This window comes from Faecalibacterium sp. AM43-5AT, assembly GCF_003603345.1.
GTDB lineage: Bacteria > Bacillota > Clostridia > Oscillospirales > Ruminococcaceae > Faecalibacterium > Faecalibacterium taiwanense.
Genome location: NZ_QVGZ01000020.1, coordinates 1 through 17650, shown reverse-complemented (window position 1 = coordinate 17650; position 17650 = coordinate 1). Strand labels below are relative to the sequence as shown.

General features: G+C 50.8%; 18 protein-coding genes. 8 read left to right on the top strand and 10 right to left on the bottom strand.

Annotated features, from left to right (window positions below; all coding sequences use genetic code 11):
- The 4 genes from DW937_RS14110 to DW937_RS14095 form a co-directional block, all read right to left on the bottom strand.
- Nucleotides 1-395, bottom strand: a 395-nt coding sequence (locus DW937_RS14110; protein WP_165852948.1) for a Bro-N domain-containing protein, incomplete at its 3' end; no start/stop codon positions are given.
- Nucleotides 396-506: 111 nt separating this feature from the next.
- The gene (locus DW937_RS14105; RefSeq protein WP_120121421.1) at nucleotides 507-1835 is read right to left on the bottom strand and encodes a relaxase/mobilization nuclease domain-containing protein; all 1329 of its coding nucleotides are present in this window, start codon (nucleotides 1833-1835) and stop codon (nucleotides 507-509) included.
- Entirely contained in the window at nucleotides 1796-2125 is a 330-nt protein-coding gene (gene mobC / locus DW937_RS14100; RefSeq protein ID WP_120121418.1) for a plasmid mobilization relaxosome protein MobC, read from the bottom strand. The genes DW937_RS14105 and mobC overlap by 40 nt, the downstream gene beginning before the upstream one ends.
- 193 nt (nucleotides 2126-2318) lie before the next feature.
- The gene (locus DW937_RS14095; RefSeq protein WP_005927725.1) at nucleotides 2319-2687 is read right to left on the bottom strand and encodes a helix-turn-helix transcriptional regulator; all 369 of its coding nucleotides are present in this window, start codon (nucleotides 2685-2687) and stop codon (nucleotides 2319-2321) included.
- Between the two features lie 219 nt (nucleotides 2688-2906).
- Between DW937_RS14095 and DW937_RS14090 the strand changes: the two genes are divergently transcribed.
- From DW937_RS14090 to DW937_RS14050, 8 genes are all read left to right on the top strand, one after another.
- Nucleotides 2907-3599 (top strand): response regulator transcription factor, encoded by a 693-nt coding sequence (locus DW937_RS14090; protein WP_021738113.1) that lies wholly within the window; start codon nucleotides 2907-2909, stop codon nucleotides 3597-3599.
- The gene (locus tag DW937_RS14085; RefSeq protein ID WP_064786964.1) at nucleotides 3596-4627 is read left to right on the top strand and encodes a HAMP domain-containing sensor histidine kinase; all 1032 of its coding nucleotides are present in this window, start codon (nucleotides 3596-3598) and stop codon (nucleotides 4625-4627) included. Before DW937_RS14090 ends, DW937_RS14085 begins: the two co-directional genes overlap by 4 nt.
- Nucleotides 4628-4809: 182 nt before the next feature.
- Entirely contained in the window at nucleotides 4810-5475 is a 666-nt protein-coding gene (locus DW937_RS14080) for an ABC transporter ATP-binding protein (RefSeq protein WP_008689648.1), read from the top strand.
- A gap of 14 nt (nucleotides 5476-5489) precedes the next feature.
- Entirely contained in the window at nucleotides 5490-7982 is a 2493-nt protein-coding gene (locus DW937_RS14075; protein ID WP_120121416.1) for an ABC transporter permease, read from the top strand.
- A gap of 682 nt (nucleotides 7983-8664) precedes the next feature.
- A complete protein-coding gene (locus DW937_RS14070) occupies nucleotides 8665-9096 on the top strand; it encodes a sigma-70 family RNA polymerase sigma factor (RefSeq protein WP_097771745.1) in 432 nt (143 codons plus the stop codon).
- A gap of 6 nt (nucleotides 9097-9102) precedes the next feature.
- Entirely contained in the window at nucleotides 9103-9348 is a 246-nt protein-coding gene (locus DW937_RS14065) for a helix-turn-helix domain-containing protein (protein WP_120121414.1), read from the top strand.
- 264 nt (nucleotides 9349-9612) lie between these two features.
- Complete coding sequence (locus DW937_RS15500) at nucleotides 9613-9849, top strand: SHOCT domain-containing protein (protein ID WP_112115216.1); 237 nt, start codon at nucleotides 9613-9615, stop codon at nucleotides 9847-9849.
- A 65-nt stretch (nucleotides 9850-9914) separates the two neighbouring features.
- Nucleotides 9915-11786: a recombinase family protein gene (locus tag DW937_RS14050; protein ID WP_243111497.1), complete on the top strand. Its 1872-nt coding sequence runs from the start codon at nucleotides 9915-9917 to the stop codon at nucleotides 11784-11786.
- A 122-nt stretch (nucleotides 11787-11908) separates the two neighbouring features.
- On the opposite strand, the gene DW937_RS14045 is transcribed toward DW937_RS14050, so the two are convergent.
- The 6 genes from DW937_RS14045 to DW937_RS14020 form a co-directional block, all read right to left on the bottom strand.
- Nucleotides 11909-12703, bottom strand: a complete 795-nt coding sequence (locus DW937_RS14045) for an ATP-binding cassette domain-containing protein (protein WP_005939014.1) — start codon at nucleotides 12701-12703, stop codon at nucleotides 11909-11911.
- A complete protein-coding gene (locus DW937_RS14040; RefSeq protein ID WP_005939016.1) occupies nucleotides 12696-13637 on the bottom strand; it encodes an ABC transporter permease in 942 nt (313 codons plus the stop codon). Before DW937_RS14040 ends, DW937_RS14045 begins: the two co-directional genes overlap by 8 nt.
- A 113-nt stretch (nucleotides 13638-13750) precedes the next feature.
- Nucleotides 13751-14782 carry an ABC transporter substrate-binding protein gene (locus DW937_RS14035; RefSeq protein WP_097778402.1) on the bottom strand — a complete coding sequence of 344 codons (1032 nt, stop codon included), beginning with the start codon at nucleotides 14780-14782 and terminating at the stop codon, nucleotides 13751-13753.
- A 189-nt stretch (nucleotides 14783-14971) separates the two neighbouring features.
- Nucleotides 14972-15697 (bottom strand): YkgJ family cysteine cluster protein, encoded by a 726-nt coding sequence (locus tag DW937_RS14030; protein WP_120121412.1) that lies wholly within the window; start codon nucleotides 15695-15697, stop codon nucleotides 14972-14974.
- Nucleotides 15698-15921: 224 nt separating this feature from the next.
- Nucleotides 15922-16593 (bottom strand): response regulator, encoded by a 672-nt coding sequence (locus DW937_RS14025; RefSeq protein WP_120121410.1) that lies wholly within the window; start codon nucleotides 16591-16593, stop codon nucleotides 15922-15924.
- A gap of 4 nt (nucleotides 16594-16597) precedes the next feature.
- A complete protein-coding gene (locus DW937_RS14020) occupies nucleotides 16598-17461 on the bottom strand; it encodes a TraX family protein (RefSeq protein WP_120121408.1) in 864 nt (287 codons plus the stop codon).
- Nucleotides 17462-17650 lie beyond the last annotated feature (189 nt).

Below are 17650 nucleotides of genomic sequence, written 5' to 3'. Positions count from 1 at the left end.
GCGCGGTCGATGGCCTGTTCCGGGTCGATGGTTTCCTCGATGCGTTCCTTGCCTACCATTGCCAGCCATGCCTTGAACGGCTCAGCTTTTGGAGACGGAATAGACTGGATAATGCGTAGGAGCTGTTCAGTGTTAGCAACATCCGTCTTATACCGTTTTCCATCAGAGGATAACATTTTCAGTTGTACGATTTTTTCGTACAACTCATTTGCTCCCTCAGTTTTCAGCTTACGTTTCAGGTCGCTCCAATATCGCCGTGGATTTGCTGTTCCAGTTAAAACAGAAATAACATCAATAATTGAAAAATACCATTCTTCCTTTTCTGCATCCCATGCAGTACGGATTTTCTGATCTTCAAAAAGCTGGATAGAGCTATTGTCTTTCACTTCTGCCATAGAGGGTTCCTCGCTTTCGTTGTCTGGTTCTATTTTACATGATTTCGGGTGGAAACGCCACCCAGTCTAAGCGTTTGTAGTTCAAAAATCCAACCAATATTTTGTGCAAATTTACCGTTCCTGCATCTGCTCCTTTCCCGGTGTTGTCCGCAGGATGCCATCCACATTCTGCTTGATGATACCATACTCCTGCATCTGGCGTTTGGCTTCGCTGTACCGCCGCTGCAGCTGGTCTTTCTGCTCGACCAATAGCTTATACTCGGCTTTCAGGGCGTAGAGGTCGGGTAGCTTTTGAAAGCCCTGCTCTTTCAGGGTCTTGGCTGCGGCCTCATAGAGAATCAAGGTGCCTTCATGTTTGCGCCGGAACTGCTTTTTGTCAGCGGCCCGCTGGTACTCCTGCACCAGTGGACGTAGCTCTTTACAGGTGGTGACATCCTTTATCAGCACGGCCATTTCTGCAAGCCGACGCTCTGCTGCTTTCAGTGCAGCGGCAGCTTCGGTGCTGGCGGCGGTGATCTCGGCCACCCGGCTTTCCAAATCTGGGTAGCTTTCGATTTCATGCTCGGTCAGGAAGTTCAGCGTCCGGGCAGCCTGTTTCAAGTTGTGGAGCTTTGCCCACTTCTCATACCCTGCGGACTGCTGGGCCTTGATGCTGTTTTCCAAATCAATCCGCAGCGAAATTTTACGGGTTTCTTTGGGCTTCCGCTCCGCGAACCGACCTTTGATGCGTTCGATGATGGCTTCCTCTGTGTAGGCTTCGCCCAGCGTTTTGCAGCGAGTGAACCGCCCCTGTCCGGGCGCACGGAACGAAACATACTTGCCCCGCTTGACTTTATAGCCCTGCTCCTGCAGGAGCCGCAGAAAATCGTCAAAATCCTTGGCCTGCGGGATGGTTGCATCTATGGCGGTTTTCAGCTTCGCCTTCCAGCTCGTGCCCTTGCGGTGTGCATCCCACTCGGCATAGCTTTTGCCCCGGTCTTGACCGGGCATCACCACGGACAGGCCGTGTTCTTTGCACAGACGGTCACTGGTGCGCCGGATGTAGGAATAGCTCTGTCGGTTGGAAACATACTTGCGCTGGTTCACCATGTCCACTGCACAAAAGATAATGTGGTTGTGGACGTGCCCCTTGTCAATGTGCGTGGTCAGCACATACGGGTATTTGCCTTGCAGGACTTCATCTGCAAGCTGCCGGCCAATCTCGTGGGCCTGCTCCGGCGTGGTTTCGCCCGGCGCAAAAGACTGTATCAGGTGGTGGGCCAGATTGTTGCCTTTCTGCATGGCTTGTGACAGCAGCAGTTCAAATTCGATGTCTGCGGTTTCGTAGGCACAGGCAAAGGAGGACACCAACATTTTTTCATCCGTCTTGGCCGGATTCTCGATGTAGTCCAATGCCTTTTTCAGCGTTGACTTGATAGGATGTATCTTTGTAACTGCCATATCTGTGTCAGTGCTCCCTTGATGTCCGCAACATCTTGTGTGTACAGCGGCCCCATGCTGTTCAGCCGCCGCGCGATCTGATTGACGTTGACACCAATCTTTTGCAGTTCGGCGGTTTGCGCCCGGATGTCGGTGGTGTCGATGTGGACAACATAACCGTCTATCAGCATCTTCCGGGCGTATGCAGAAAAGTTCCGGGTATGCAGCAGAGCCATCTTCTGCCGGATAAGTTCCCGTTCCTCCGGCGTCACGGGAACACGCAGAACAATTTTTCGGGTTCGGTTCGTCATAGTTTCACCTCGTTTCTTGGGGGTCTGGGGTACTCCCCAGCAAGCATTTCTGCCGGGAGTGGCTACACTCCCTATGCTTGCTACGTTACCTCTCCCACTACTAAGACACCGAAACGCCCCCGTTTTGCCCGCAAAATGCAAAAAAAAAAATAAGAGGACGCTTTTGCATCCTCTCAATGACCGTGCATGACAATCAGACACACACGGGCTCTTTTTCCTGTTCATGGATTCGTAAGGCACCGTCAATGGCACCTTCTACGATGGGTAAGTATTCTTCCGGGCAAAGCTGCAGCTTGTGGCTGACCCGCTGACGTTCCGCACTTTCTTCCCGCATGAGTTCCGGGTTGAAGTACCGCTCCACGGGCAGACCACATATTTTTATCAGCTGAATCACCACCGGCAGGCTGGGCAGCGTGCCTTCGTTTTCGATGTTCGCAAGATACCGGCTGTCACAATGTATCATGTCAGCCAGCGCACTGCGGGAAAGTTGTTTTGCCTTTCGAGCTGCCTTGACATCCGCTCCGAACGTTTCAAAGCCGGGACAGTCCTCGATTTTCGCCATTCTGCATCACCCATATACATTTTATAGTTCATGGACGATTGGCGAAATGATGCAAAGCGCATTGTTGCTAAACTTTATTGTTCATAGTTTGAGCATTGTATTGTAAAGTGGGCTATCCTATAATAAGGAAGAAACCCTTTTTTGAAAAATCCGTCCGCTGTAACATTTCGCGGACATTTGCCTGTTATACTATCTGCAAAAAGCAAAGGAAGTGAGGATATGAAGCAGATTTTAATTGTCGAGGACGACAGTTTTTTGAATAAGATGGTGGCCTATAACCTGACCGCAGACGGCTATGGCGTGACTTCTGCCCTAAATGCCAGAACCGCAGCCGACGCCATCCGCCAGCGGGAATTTGATTTAGTGCTGCTGGACATCAACCTGCCGGACGGGAACGGCTTTGAGCTGTGCAAGCTAATAAAGCCTCAGCACCCGGACACCATCGTAATATTCCTGACCGCCAACGATCAGGAGAGCGACCAGATACGGGGTTATGAGGTGGGCGCGGTGGACTACATCACAAAGCCCTTTGTGATTGGGGCCTTGCAGCGGAAAATCAAAGCCATGTTCGCCATGCTGGAACACCACAAACCGGCCAAGGACATTTACGACGACGGGCGGTTGTTTCTGGACTTCTCGGAGCAGACGGCTTCCTTAAACGGCAAGCCCCTGACTCTATCCCCGATGGAGTACAAAATGCTGAACCTGTTTCGTAAAAATCCCCGGCAAGTGCTGACCCGTGGGCAGCTTTTGGAAAAGCTGTGGGATATAGACGAGCGGTTTGTGGACGAACACACCCTGACAACCTCCATCAGCCGTATTCGCAGCAAGATTGAAGCCGACGGCGGCGCACCCTACATCAAGACCGTTTACGGCATGGGGTATCAATGGACGGGAGGCGAGGCAAAATGAAGTTTCAAAACCTCTCGGTAAAGCGGCTGTTTGGCCGGGTGGCAATGGAGCTTGTCCTCTCCATGTCCGGGATCACCATAGCTCTTTTTCTTGTGACAAAACAGATTGCGGTGCTGCTGACAGGCGGGGCGCTGCTGCTGTGCGCCATTGTAGGGATTTTTGTACTGACGCAGGCGTTTGGAAAGCGACTGTCGCAGTTTACCACTGACCTGTGCCAGACCTTAGACCACATGATCGCCGGAAATGAAGCACCCCAGCGGCCAGAGGACAGCGAAACCCAGCTCGCCAGAATCGGACACCGGCTGGCAAGGCTTTACCAGATCATGCAGGAGAACCGCCGCCGGGTGGACGAGGAACGGCAGGAGTTACAGACCCTTGTATCGGATATTTCCCATCAGGTGAAAACGCCGGTAAGCAATCTGAAAATGGCGACGGACACCCTGCTGGAAAAGCCTATGGCCGAGGCAGAGCGCACCGACTTTATCCGGGGAATCCGCAGCCAGACGGATAAGCTGGACTTTCTCTTTCAGGCCCTTGTGAAAACCTCCCGTCTGGAAACAGGCGTGATCCAGTTGGACAAGAAACCGGGCCGCCTCTTTGATACCGTGGCACAGGCCATGAGTGGGATCGTGTATGCAGCGGAGAAAAAAGAAATCGCCGTGTCCGTGGACTGCCCGGAGGATTTGACCGTTTCCCATGACAGCAAGTGGACATCGGAAGCCCTCTTTAACCTGCTGGACAATGCGGTGAAGTACACCCCGGCAGGCGGGAAAATCGCTGTGTCTGTGGTGCTGTGGGAAATGTATGTGGAAATCAAAGTGACCGACACTGGCAAGGGCATTTCCGAAAGCAATCAGGCCGCTATCTTCCAGCGCTTCTATCGTGAGGAAGAAGTACACGAACAGCAGGGTGTGGGCATTGGCCTGTATCTGGCCCGCGAGATCGTAACGCGGCAGGGCGGCTATATCAAAGTGGTTTCGGAGCCGGGCAAGGGTTCGGAATTTTCCATTATGCTTCCCTTGCGTTGAGAGAAACTTTCTGCTTCGGATCAAGTTGGCCCGAAGTGCAGAGATAAAATGAAATGTCCGAGCGTTGTAACATTTCACCCTGATTTTCAATGAAATTTTTTGGCCGCTGTAACATTTCGCGGACATTTGGGTTTTACAATACCCTTATCAACAGGCAGAAAGCCTTGAAAGGAGTTTTGAGTATGAGCGTTTTACAGACGATTGATCTGAAAAAGTATTACGGCACAGAGCCGAACATCACCCGCGCCCTTGACGGCGTGAACTTCTCCGTGGAGGACGGCGAGTTTGTGGCTGTTGTGGGAACCTCCGGCAGCGGCAAGTCTACCCTGCTTCACATGATGGGCGGGCTGGACACCCCTACTTCCGGCAATGTCATTGTCCGGGACAAAGAGCTGTCAAAAATGAACGACGAGCAGCTTACCATCTTCCGCCGCCGCAACATCGGCTTTATCTTCCAGAACTATAACCTTGTTCCCATCCTGAATGTGTATGAGAACATCGTCCTGCCGGTGGAGTTAGACGGGGACACGGTGGATCAGAAGTTTTTGGACGAGATCGTTCACCTGCTGGGGCTGGAAGATAAACTGAAAAATATGCCGAATAATCTTTCTGGCGGACAGCAGCAGCGTGTGGCGATTGCCCGCGCTCTGATTACCAAACCGGCTATTGTGCTGGCCGATGAGCCAACCGGTAACCTTGACAGCAAGACCAGCGCCGAGGTGCTGGGACTTATCAAGCGCACCAGCGCGGAGTTCCGGCAAACCGTTGTAATGATTACCCACAATGACGACATAGCCCGCCTTGCAGATCGGATTGTCCGCATTGAGGATGGCAAGATTGTGGAGTAAGGAGGTGGCAAGCTATGACATGGCCTTTTGAAAATGATACCAGTGACATTGAAAAGAAGCTGGCAAAGCGCAGTTTGCATCGTGAACGGCAGCGTAATTTATTTGCAATCATTGCTCTTGTGCTAACTGCATTTATGATAACTGCGACATTCAGTATTGGTTTTAGTTACTTTGAAACCTACCAAATGCAACAAATTCGGTTAATGGGAACTACCGCTGATGTCGGAATCACAAATGTAACAGAAAATCAGTTGGTTGAAATTTCAAAATCAAACCTTGTCCTTGACGTAGGTATACAGCAGCGTTTAGGTAGTGTTGATACAGAACAACTGAGAAACGCAAGATTAGGTGTAGTATGGATAAATGATACAGAGTGGGAACACCACCGTCTTCCTACTATATCAGGTGTTGTAGGAAATTACCCATCAAGTAAAAACGAAATTATGCTACCTACATGGGTGCTTGAACAGATGGGCATTTCTGATCCGCAAATAGGGATGGAGATTGTGTTGTCATACCAAATTGGCGATAGCTATGATTATGTCACGGACACCTTTTTGCTGTCGGGCTACTATACGGACTACATTCCAATGCGCACAAATAATCGTGGTTATGTTTATGTTTCATCCGCTTTTAAGGATAGCTTAAATGTATCACTGGATAATAGTGTTACGGCAATGATCCGTTTTCAAGGCAATGATAATGCTGACAAAAACTGTGAAAGATTGCGGCGTGAGATTGACTTTACAGAAGGGCAAACATTTGAAATTGTATCATTAGAACAGGCAAATGGTGGAACTATTATTTTAGCTGTAATAATTTTAGCAGTTTTTATATCCTTTAGCGGCTATCTGCTGATTTATAATATTCTTTATGTCTCTGTCATAAAAGATGTGCAATTCTATGGCCGTCTTAAAACGATTGGAACGACCCAAAGGCAGATAAAGAGAATTATCTATAAGCAGGCAATCAGAATCTCTTGTATTGGTATTCCGATTGGTCTGTTACTTGGTGCGGTTGTTTCCTTTGGCATTGTTCCTTACTTCCTGAATATGATGTATTCAACAAATTCTGATGTGGGAACAAAAGTATCTTTTTCGCCGTTTATTTTCATAGGAGCGGCCATATTTACGTTCATTACCGTTATGATTGCAAGCATGAAGCCCGCCAAAATTGCCGGAAGTGTTTCACCAATAGCAGCACTCCAATATACAGCAGCCAGCACAAAGAGTAGCGCCAGAAATTGTAGCAAAATGAAGTTGTCCAGAATGGCATGGAACAATGTCTTTCGTAATGCTAAGAGTACAACCCTTGTTTTTGCATCGCTTTTTTTCGGCCTTTCCTTGTTCCTTGTCGTCACAGGGCTATTACATGGTTTAAGCCCGGAGAATTATGTGAGCCAATGGGGAGTAAGCGATTTTGCACTCACATATAGTATCCACGAAAGAGAAGATTTAATTTCCAGCGAAATGGTTTCAGAGATTGGTCAGCTTGACGGCATTGAGAATTTGAGGTTGACCTATGCACCTTATCCTCAAGTAGTAGCAGATGTTGTATATGACGATGCTGTATTTCACGAGTTTCTTGCGTCATTAGACGGAGTAAACGGCATTGATTTTTCTGATCCGGCAAAATTAGAAAATTATCAGCAAAACTTTTTTAGTGGGGTTTTTGGAATTGACAGTGCATATTTGGAAGAAATCAATAAAACCTTAAACTTGCCTATTGACACGTCTGCCTTTGAACAAGGAAAGGTTGTGCTGCTGTCCAAAACAGTAGAAGACCTTATTCAGCCGGGGCAGGAAATAACAATCCAGACGCAGAACGGACAGCATTCCTTTATTGTAGCGAACGGTTATTTGAATGAAGGGTTTCGAGCAGGAGGAGGCAATGAGAGAGGGACGGCTCCTGATTTGTATATTAGTCAAACAGCTTTGAAAGAACTCTTTCCGCAATATAGAGTGTTCCGCGTGGCCTTTGATACGGATGGTCAACATGACGAAAGTATACTGCAAGAATTAAAGCAAATCACCGCATCACAAGCTAACATTGATATTATATCCCGATATGAACGGCGAGAAGAAATGCAGGAATATCTCATTACAGCAAAGGTTTTAGGAACAGGGTTGTCCGTGATCCTGCTGCTTGTTGGTGTCATGAACTTTGTCAATACAATGGTTGTCAATGTAAATACTCGGCGCTATGAATTAGCTGTTCTTGAAAGCATTGGAATGACAAAGCGACAAATCAAACGAATGCTATTTATGGAAGGTTTCTATTATTGGGGCGTTTCCCTTTCCCTTGCAGTCACCATTGGAACAGCAATCTTCATCTTGCTATATATGATTTTTAGTAAAGTGGCCTATTATGCTGTTTTCTCCTATCCATTTATCCCACTGGTGCTGGTGTCTGGACTGGTGTTGCTAATCTGCCTTATTGTGCCTATATGGGTCTACAAAACTGATGTTAACCTTCCAGTTGTGGAGCGATTGCGGTTGACAGAGTGAGTTTAATCAAATAGCAAAACATCCTTAGATCAATCATATCGAAGCGGAGCAGATTTTAGCTGCTCCGCTTCTTTAGTGTTTTTCAAAAAATTCTTTTGAAATGTCCGAGCTTTGTAACAATTCAGCCTGTTTTTCTGTCGAAATCAAAGGCACCTCGGACATTTGTGTAACATTTGAATTTTATAATAATCCTCATAAAGAGAAATAGCCTGTTAGCAAGCTGCCGCACGACGGCAAAAGAAAAAAAGCCGTCGTACAGCAGACATATCCGCGCGCCCATTTTGAACCGGCGGCTTTTGAGAAAATCAAGGCCGCCGGTTCTTTTTGCTTATCAAAGCGTTTCATCGTCTGTATGGCGGCCACTAGGAGGATGCCGCCATGCGCCTGATATTCTATCGAACGCCTAGTTTTGAACTGTCAAAAAAAGCCTTGCTCCCGCACAGGGTCAGCAGGGCTTTTACTATGTACTATACGATGTAGCTACTGTGCGTTTCGTGCTGCCATTATGCCCGGTTGGCCGTTTTCGGTCTGCTGGGCTTTTCTATTGCCGCCTGAAAAGCTGCCTGTTCCAAAAATATTTTTGGAAATTTTCAAAAAAGCGGGCAGAATCGGGTGTTTCAGGTGTCATATTAGCGGAAAGGGAAAAATCCACCCGACATCCCCACGGAAAGGGGGTGAGAAGATGGAAGCTATCCCTCGCAACGATGGCGAACAGTACCGATTCGATGCGTTCTGCAAAGCGGTGCTGCGAAATGAGGCCCGGAACTATCACCGAAATAAGAAACGTCTGCTTGACCGTGAAAAGTCATTCAGCGTTCTTTCGTTGGAAGAACTGGGGCAGCTCACGAGTGTAGACCATTATCCAAGTGAAGAATTTGTATTTTCATCCTACGGCTGTGATCTGCACATCGACAATGAACTTGTTGCCAATGCGTTTGCCGCTCTGCCAAAGCAAGAACAAAGCATTCTGATTCTGTTTTGCGTTCTGGAACTGGGCGATGGCGAGATTGGCGACCTCATGGGAATGTCCCGGAGTGCTGTACAGCGCCACCGGACAAAAACGCTGAACGAGCTGCAAAAAAAGCTAAAGGCGCACTTGCCGGAGGGAGGTTAGGCGTAAATGAACTCCTATGAACACACGAGCAGAGATTTTTTACCGCTCTCGGTGATTTGCTCTGCCTGCGCTGGGGACACCGATGCAGTTGAACAGGTTTTGCGACATTACAGAGGTTATATCAACAAGCTCTGTACAGGCATTCTCTACGACAAGCACGGCCAGCCCCATGTGTGCATAGACGAGTACATGAAACGCCATCTGGAAATCAAACTTATTTCCTCTATTGTGACCAGAGCCGAAACGGTCTGACCCTTTCCACGTTTCGGGACAGCACCTTGAAAAATATGCCCGCAGGACAATGGCGGTGCATCATAGGGCAAACGGATACGTTGCTGTCTGTATCGAGCCGGACGGCGGGTGCGCCATGATGCTTTTCTCTGAAAAGTGGAGCGATCATCACCATGCCGCAATGCAAGCGCGGCTGCTTGTGGGCCATGACATACCGACAGGCTGATACTCCCTTACCGTCAAAGTCCGAGCGTTCAGAGCGTCGCAGGCAATGAGTAGGGCTGCATGAGGAATGCAGGGGTGAGATTCCCGTGGGCTGCTGCCAGCAGCCATCCGTTGGCTCATTTTTTATTTTGTGAAAGGGGGATATTTTTGAAAGAACAAAATTTGATACGTTATAGCATTCAGCTTGCTTTTTTGAAGCAGCTGTTGGAAAGAAAGCTCATAACCGATAGAGAGTATTCCCTTATCAAACAGCGCTTAATGAAAGATTATCGTGTGGTTTCCGAACTATCCTCTTGATTTTGTGTCGCATTGGCGTTATGATTAACGCAATGAAAGAAACACATTCAATAAGGAGGTCAAGCATGAAAGATGTTGAAGTCATTAAAGCGCACAACACGCTCTCGCCACGAGCGCGTACAAACTTTGAAAAAAGGCTGCGCGTAGCTGCCTATTGTCGTGTCAGCACTGATACCGAAGATCAGCTGAACAGCTACAAATCGCAGGTCAAATACTATACCGAACTTATAAAAAGTAAGCCGGAATGGTCTTTGGCCGGCATCTATGCTGATGAAGCTATCACGGGCACGCAGGTAAAAAAGCGCGAGGATTTCCAGCGTTTAATCAACGACTGTATGAACGGTGACGTGGATATGGTGATTACCAAATCCATTTCGCGCTTTGCCCGAAATACGCTTGACACTCTGAAATATGTTCGGATGCTCAAAGATAAAGGCGTGGCTGTGTTTTTTGAGGAAGAAAACATCAACACCCTTACTATGGACGGTGAACTGCTCCTTGTAATTTTAAGCCCTGTTGCACAGCAGGAAGTCGAAAATATTTCTGCAAATGTCAAAAAGGGCTTGAAGATGAAGATGCAGCGCGGTGAGCTGGTCGGGTTTCAGGGCTGTTTAGGCTATGACTACAATCCAGCGGACAAAACCATCACCATCAACGAAGAAGAAGCGGCTGTTGTCCGTTACATTTTTCAGCGATATACGGAGGGTGCCGGTGGTTCGGTTATTGCCAAAGAACTTGAAAACTTAGGCTATAAAACCAAACGCGGCAGTCCCAAATGGGCAGACAGTACCGTAATCGGCATTATCAAAAACGAAAAATACAAAGGCGACATTTTGTTAGGAAAGACATTTACCGTTGACCCTATTTCAAAACGGCGTCTGTACAACTTCGGCGAGGAAGATCAATTTTATATTCGTGAGCACCACGAGCCCATTATTTCGGAAGAAGTCTTTGAAGCCGCACAGGAAATTTTGCGGCGGCGTGCAAAGCCCCGCAGCCTTAACGTGGACGGCAAACGTGAAAAGTTCAGCCGGAAATACGCTTTTAGCTGCATGATAGAATGTGGTTTCTGTGGTGGCACCCTGACAAGGAGGAGTTGGCATAGCAGTTCACAGTATAATAAAGCAATCTGGCAATGTGTCGTTTCCACCAAAAAAGGAAAAAAGTTCTGCCCGGAGAGCAAGGGTGTTGACGAAAGAACGATTGAACGGGCTTTTGTAGAATCCTATCGCCTCTTGTGCCAGAACAACAAGGATGTTCTGGACGAGTTTATGAAACGGACGGAAGAAGCCCTTTCCGAAAGCAACGCGGGCAAGCGTCTTGCAAAAGCTGAAAAGGACATTCACGCTCTGGAAGTCAAGAAAAACAAGCTGGTTGATATGCGTCTTGAAGATACCATTGACAAGGAGACCTACGACCGAAAGTATTTAGACCTGTCCAGCCAGATTGAGCAGTTGCAGAAAGAGTGTGAAAGCCTGCAAGATGCAGCCGAAACCGAAACTACCATGCGCAAGCGTGTCGCCATGTTCCGACAGACACTTGAACAGAATGAGGTTCTGGACACCTTTGACCGACATATTTTTGAAAGTATAGTTGAAAAAGTAATCGTGGGCGGTTATGATAGTGATGGGAACAAAGACCCCTACATGATTGTCTTTGTCTACAAGACCGGGTTCAAGAACAGCGTGGACGGCAAGAATTTCAAGCCGCTTCGCAAGAATAGCAAGGAGAACCACTCCCCTGCTGTTTTGTGTTCCCATGCTTCTAACGAGGCTGAATCCATGTGTTCCGATTCTAGCGACGACACATTGCGAATGTGTGCTGAGCCTTTCCAAGGTGTGAGGTTTGAAAAATGGCTATTCCAAAATATAATGAACTTTACTCGCTGTTCCTCTTTGCGACTCAGGACGGTGCCCCGCATTCTTCAAAAGATGTAAAGAAAATTATCTCTCAAAAACTCCAGTTAACCGCCTTGCTCTTGAATTGGTAAACATACATAAAAAGCGCCCGTCCCGGTTTTTTCCGGGACAGGCGCTTTGCATTTTAACCTTGTAATTTATCAGGACAGAATCATGCGGTCATTTGCAAACTCGCCGCCGCTGGCGATCTGGAACTTTGCCAGCAGGTCGGAGACGTGCAGGTTCTTCTTTTCCTCACCGGAAACATCATAGATGATATGGCCTTCGTACATCATGATCAGGCGGTTGCCATACTTAATGGCATCCTTCATGTTGTGGGTGATCATCATGGTGGTGAGGTGGTTTTCCTCCACGATTTTGGCCGAGAGGGTCAGCACCTTGAGCGCGGTCTTGGGGTCCAGCGCAGCGGTATGCTCGTCCAGCAGCAGGAGCTTTGGCTTGTTCATGGTAGCCATCAGCAGGGTCAGTGCCTGACGCTGGCCGCCGGAAAGCAGGCCCACACGGGCCGTCAGGCGGTCTTCCAGACCCAGATCCAGCGTTTTGAGCAGTTCACGGTACTGCTCGCGCTCTGCCTTGGTAATGCCAATGCGCAGGGTGCGGGGCTTGCCGCGGCGTGCAGCCAGGGCAAGGTTCTCTTCGATCTGCATGGTGGCAGCAGTGCCGGTCATGGGGTCCTGAAACACGCGGCCGATGTAAGCGGCACGCTGATGCTCGCTCAGGCGGGTCACATCCACACCGTCAATAATGATCTTGCCTTCGTCCACCGGCCACACACCGGCAACTGCGTTCAGCATGGTGGATTTGCCTGCACCGTTGCCGCCGATCACGGTAACGAAATCGCCCTCGTTCAGCTTCAGGTTCAGGCCGTTCAGGGCAGTTTTCTGGTTGACCGTGCCAGCGTTAAAGGTCTTGGAAACATTCTGGATCTCAAGCATTTTTTGCATCCTCCTTTGCCTTCTTCACCGGCTTCGAGAAGTACTTGCCCTTCCAGTACGGCACGGCAAGGAAAACAGCCACCACAGAAGCGCTCAGCAGCTTGAGCAGGTTGGCATCGAAACCCAGAGTCAGCACCAGCTGGATAACAATGTAGTAGATGATGGCACCCAGAGAGACAGAAACCATCTTGAGTGCAAAGTTATGGAAGATGCGGCTGAACAGAGCCTCGCCAATGATGACAGCAGCCAGACCAATGACGATCGCACCGCGGCCCATGCCGACATCTGCAAAGCCCTGATACTGGCTCAGCAGAGCGCCAGACAGCGCCACCAGACCGTTGGACACAGCCAGACCCAGCACGATATTGAAGTTGGTGTTGATGCCCTGCGCACGGGACATGGCGGGGTTAGAGCCGGTGGCACGGATGGCACAGCCCAGCTCGGTGCCGAAGAACCAGTACAGAATGCCGATCAGCACCGCTGTGACAATGATGATCATAACGATAGGGTTGTGGAGAGCGAACTCCTTGACCCAGCGCAGGGAGATCAGCAGGTTGTACTTGTCCACGTTGATGGCCTGATTGGCCTTGCCCATGATTTTGAGGTTAATGGAATACAGCGAAAGCTGGGTCAGGATGCCGGCAAGGATGGCCGGAATGCCCATAAATGTGTGCAGGACACCGGTGACGAGGCCGGACAGCAGGCCTGCCAGCAGCGCCATGAGCAGGGAGACCCAGACGTTCTGGCCGGACAGCAGGCACATGACGCACACTGCACCGCCGGTGCCAAAGGAGCCGTCCACGGTCAGATCGGCCACATCCAGAATACGGTAGGTCAGGTACACGCCAATGGCCATGATACCCCAGATAAGGCCCTGTGCACAGGCACCCGGCAAAGCGCCCGGCAGGTTTGCCAGTCTTGCAATGATTTCCAAAACAATTCCTCCTAAACGTTACACTTTTTTTACTTCCCGTTTGATACGGGAAAGCGGAGAAGAGCACTTTTTACCCTTCTCCGCTGATTTTCTGTTTGGTTTCCCGGAGTATTTTAGCCCTCGATCTCCTCGTAACCGTCGGGAACGGTCAGGCCCAGATCGTCGCAGATCGTCTTGTTGTACTTCTTGGTCACATCGGTGTACTCGATGGGCATGGTGGAGATATCAGCCTCGCCGTTCAGGATCTTCACTGCCATCTCACCAGTGGTGTAGCCCAGATCGTAGTAGCTGATGGAAAGGGTAGCCACGCCGCAGCCGGCGCAGATGCCCTCTTCGCCAGCGAACACGGGCTTCTTGGCCGGGCGGCAGATGCCGTCCACAATGCCGGTGTTTGCAGCAACCGTGTTATCGGTGGGCACATACAGTGCGTCGTTCTCGTCGGCAGCCTTCTGGCAGACAGAGGACAGGTCATTGGAATCAGAGAAAGCGTACTGGGTAGCGGTGACACCCTTTTCCTCCAGATACTTCTGGACCTCATCCACCTGATACTGGCTGTTTGCCTCAGCAGAGCAGTACAGCAGGCCAACCTTCTTGGCCTCCGGCATCCACTCCACGATCATCTCAGCCTGCTGATCCAGCGGGGCCAAATCAGAGGTGCCGGAAATGTTGCCGCCCACGGTGCCGTCGAAATCGGTCAGGCCCAGAGCCACACCGTACTCGGTAACAGAGGTGCCCAGCACCGGAATGCTGTTGGTAGCAGACTGTGCAGCCTGCAGAGCGGGCGTAGCATTGGCCATGATCAGATCCACACCAGAGGAAACGAAGCCGTTGGTGATGGTAGCGCAGGTAGCGGAATCGCCCTGTGCATTCTGGAAATCGAAGGTGACGTTCTCGCCGAAGGAAGCAGTCAGAGCATCCTCAAAGCCCTGCGTAGCGGCATCCAGAGCGGCATGCTGCACCAACTGGCAGATGCCAATCGTGAACTTCTGGCCATCGGCTGCAGCAGAAGCAGCAGCGGAGGATGCAGGCGCAGCGGAAGAAGCAGCTGCAGAAGATGCAGAAGAACCGCCGCAGGCAGTCAGGGCAGCAGCTGCGCCGCAGGCAGCGGCAGCAGCCAGAAACGAACGACGAGTGATTTTACGCATAATGTTTATCTCCTCTATCTCTTTGCGTGTGCGGCCTCCAGGTACCGCACCGGAAAGCTATGTTTTGTATGCAAGGCTCGTACAGTCTCGCTTTACACTCGTGAAGTATATCACACCTTTCACGGTAAAACAACTCACTTTTTCCCTAAAACGGCCTTTATTATCGATTGCATCAAATATATCGATCGATTATTTTGATGTATTATTTCGTTTTTGCTGATATTCCGTCAGTTTTGCAAATTCAGCATCCAGCCAGTGCAGTTTTTTCTCCAGCTGCGGCAAAAACGGTGCGGCATAGTCGTAGCTAAAATACAGCGCCTGCCAGAGCTTGTCCTGCATCCGGCGCACCAGCACCGGGCTGAGCAGCGCTTCCAGCTGTTCCACCGTGTCTTCCAGTGTCATGCAGGTCTGCGCCCAGCGTACATCGGTCTGTTGCCGGGCCGGGACATCGTAACGAGCAAGATAGTCCTCCACCCTTGCCTCGATCACCTGCCCGCCGCAGCCGGTGGGCTGCAGAAAATAGCTCACCTGTCCTTTCCTGCTGATCTCCTGCGCCAGCGGGTACAGAGCACACACCAGCGGTTCGGCATCGTGGATGGCGCAGCGGTCTCCCGTAAGGAAGGGACAGTTGTTCCGGTTCTCCTTCACCGGGGCCAGACGCAACACCGGCAAATGGCTCACCGTGCCAATGCTGGCCCGGCAATATCCCCGCGCCACGATCTGCGGCGGCAGGCGCAGCCGGGCTGCAATGCGCCACAGGTCAAAGCCTGAAAGTACAATGTCCTCTCTGCCACGGCAGCAGTCGCCGCAGCCATTGCACGCAAAGCTGAAATGTGCATCCCGCGCCAGCAGGGGCATTGCCTCGGTACGGGTAAAATCGATCTGGCCGCACAGGTCGATATGGTGGTCTCGCATCTGTTCTCTCCTCTTTCCTGCATAATAAATAACAGGTCTATTGTACCGCAGGGCCGGTTTTTGTGCAACAAAAAAGCTGCTGTACGCTTGACAGCAGCTCATAGTGGCGCAGCGCGCCCGCACTTGGGCGGTACATCTATGCCATCTCACCGATTTGGAACGGTTCCCGCTCAGCCATACAGCACCGCTTTCTGCTGCCGCTTGAGCCAGTGGTAAGCGATCACTCACACCAGAATGGAGAACAGCGAACCGCAGGCCGAAGCAAGACCCATAGGCAGCAGCGTCTGCGGGAAAAACTTGGATGCGAGGTAGGCACCCGGCACGCGCACCAGCAGAATGGACAGCGTGTTATGCAGGAAGGACAGCCCGGACTTGCCATAGGCGCAGAAATAGCCGCTGAAGCTGAACTGCACGCCTGCAAACAGGCAGTCAAAAATATAACCCCGGATGTAAGATGCACCGGCCAGCACCACAGCCTCGTCCGAGGTGAAGGGCCGCACCACTGACGGTGCAATGAACTGCACTGCTGCTGCCACGATCAGTCCAAAGGTCAGGCCAATGCCGATGGCGTAGCGCAGAATGGCATCCACACGGTCGTGCTTGCCGGCACCGATGTTCTGCGCGCCCAGCCCCTTCAGCACAGCGGCTTCATCCGTCCGGGCACTCAGAAACAGAATCGGTGCTTCGGTCAGGCCCCGGATGCAGCGGCACACCGCAAAGCCATCTTCTCCGGGCATCATCACATCCAGCAGGATGCAGTCCGCCCAGCGGCAGAGTGCTTCAGTCAGCTCCTGTCCGGAGCTGCGCGTCTCCACCCGGTGGCCGTCCCGCTCCAAGGCGGTGCGGATCAGCTTGCAGAGCTCCAGATTGTCATCCAGCGCCAGAATATTCGCCACAAAATCACCTCAACACGTTATAAACAAGGCAGGATGCCCCATACAGCAGATACACATGGGCGGGGTAGAACCAGTAGAACAGCTGCTTGTGCCCGCTGCCGCGCTGCCCGTTGTACAGCAGCATCAGCAGCACCGCCGCCACGCCGAACCACTCGTAGTAGTCGGTGAACATCTGCGTCCAGACAAAACCCGCCTGCCGGCAAGCCATCCCGAAGATCAGCGCAAAGTCACACAGGAAAACAGTCAGCGCCCATACCGCCAGCTGCACTTTGCGCCGTCCACGCAGGGCATACAGCAGCACGCCGCCCAGCAAAAAGCTCCAGCCGCCGTCCGTGATGGCTGTCCACATGGGCAGCGGGCTGGTGATGACAAATGCCACGACTGTCGAAGCGATGGGCATCTCCTGCACCTGCGGGAAGAGCAGCAGAAATACTATCACCACAAACGGCCAGAACAAAACGGCGGCAATGGCCGCAATACCCTTTGCCAGCTTCTTCTCCCGCAGCCAGTCGATGCCCTGCCAGACGACGCACAGCAGCATCAGATCTTGGAAGATGGCATTCTGGGGGTAGAAGCCGTCTCCACGCCGGAAGGCCTTGGCGTAGATCATAAAGAATTCCAGCGCCGCCATCGCCGCGCCAATAGCCCAGATGCGGATAAAATACCGCCTGCGGTCATGGGTATGGGCAAAGCCCTCCACGGTGCAGAACAGAAACAGCGGGGCACTCAGCCGCCCCAGCATACTGAGCACCGTCGGGATGCAGCCGGTGAATTCAAAGAAATAATGAATGTGATCCAGCACCATCAGTACCAGTGCAATGGTCTTGAGCTGGGTGCTATCCAGCCCTTTTTTCGTCAGTTTATCCATACAGAATCTCCTTTCTCTATACGTTCAGTGTAGCAGGAAATTCTGTAGAAAGTATAAGGTTTTTCTTTATCACACTATTTTCTGCCCCAAAACGCAACAAAAAATCCCTGAAAGGAAACCTCTCAGGGATACGATTAAGTCGGCGACTACCTATTTTCACGCGCCGTTTCCAGCGAACTATCTTCGGCA

Excerpts from the sequence above, each read along its gene's own strand:
- DW937_RS14095 (WP_005927725.1), bottom strand. The coding sequence starts at position 2,687 with ATGGCGAAAATCGAGGACTGTCCCGGCTTTGAAACGTTCGGAGCGGAT.
- DW937_RS14070 (WP_097771745.1), top strand. The coding sequence starts at position 8,665 with ATGGAAGCTATCCCTCGCAACGATGGCGAACAGTACCGATTCGATGCG.
- DW937_RS14065 (WP_120121414.1), top strand. The coding sequence starts at position 9,103 with ATGAACTCCTATGAACACACGAGCAGAGATTTTTTACCGCTCTCGGTG.
- DW937_RS14080 (WP_008689648.1), top strand. The coding sequence starts at position 4,810 with ATGAGCGTTTTACAGACGATTGATCTGAAAAAGTATTACGGCACAGAG.
- DW937_RS14075 (WP_120121416.1), top strand. The coding sequence starts at position 5,490 with ATGACATGGCCTTTTGAAAATGATACCAGTGACATTGAAAAGAAGCTG.
- DW937_RS14085 (WP_064786964.1), top strand. The coding sequence starts at position 3,596 with ATGAAGTTTCAAAACCTCTCGGTAAAGCGGCTGTTTGGCCGGGTGGCA.
- DW937_RS15500 (WP_112115216.1), top strand. The coding sequence starts at position 9,613 with ATGAGGAATGCAGGGGTGAGATTCCCGTGGGCTGCTGCCAGCAGCCAT.
- DW937_RS14050 (WP_243111497.1), top strand. The coding sequence starts at position 9,915 with ATGAAAGATGTTGAAGTCATTAAAGCGCACAACACGCTCTCGCCACGA.
- DW937_RS14045 (WP_005939014.1), bottom strand. The coding sequence starts at position 12,703 with ATGCTTGAGATCCAGAATGTTTCCAAGACCTTTAACGCTGGCACGGTC.
- DW937_RS14020 (WP_120121408.1), bottom strand. The coding sequence starts at position 17,461 with ATGGATAAACTGACGAAAAAAGGGCTGGATAGCACCCAGCTCAAGACC.
- mobC (WP_120121418.1), bottom strand. The coding sequence starts at position 2,125 with ATGACGAACCGAACCCGAAAAATTGTTCTGCGTGTTCCCGTGACGCCG.
- DW937_RS14035 (WP_097778402.1), bottom strand. The coding sequence starts at position 14,782 with ATGCGTAAAATCACTCGTCGTTCGTTTCTGGCTGCTGCCGCTGCCTGC.
- DW937_RS14105 (WP_120121421.1), bottom strand. The coding sequence starts at position 1,835 with ATGGCAGTTACAAAGATACATCCTATCAAGTCAACGCTGAAAAAGGCA.
- DW937_RS14030 (WP_120121412.1), bottom strand. The coding sequence starts at position 15,697 with ATGCGAGACCACCATATCGACCTGTGCGGCCAGATCGATTTTACCCGT.
- DW937_RS14090 (WP_021738113.1), top strand. The coding sequence starts at position 2,907 with ATGAAGCAGATTTTAATTGTCGAGGACGACAGTTTTTTGAATAAGATG.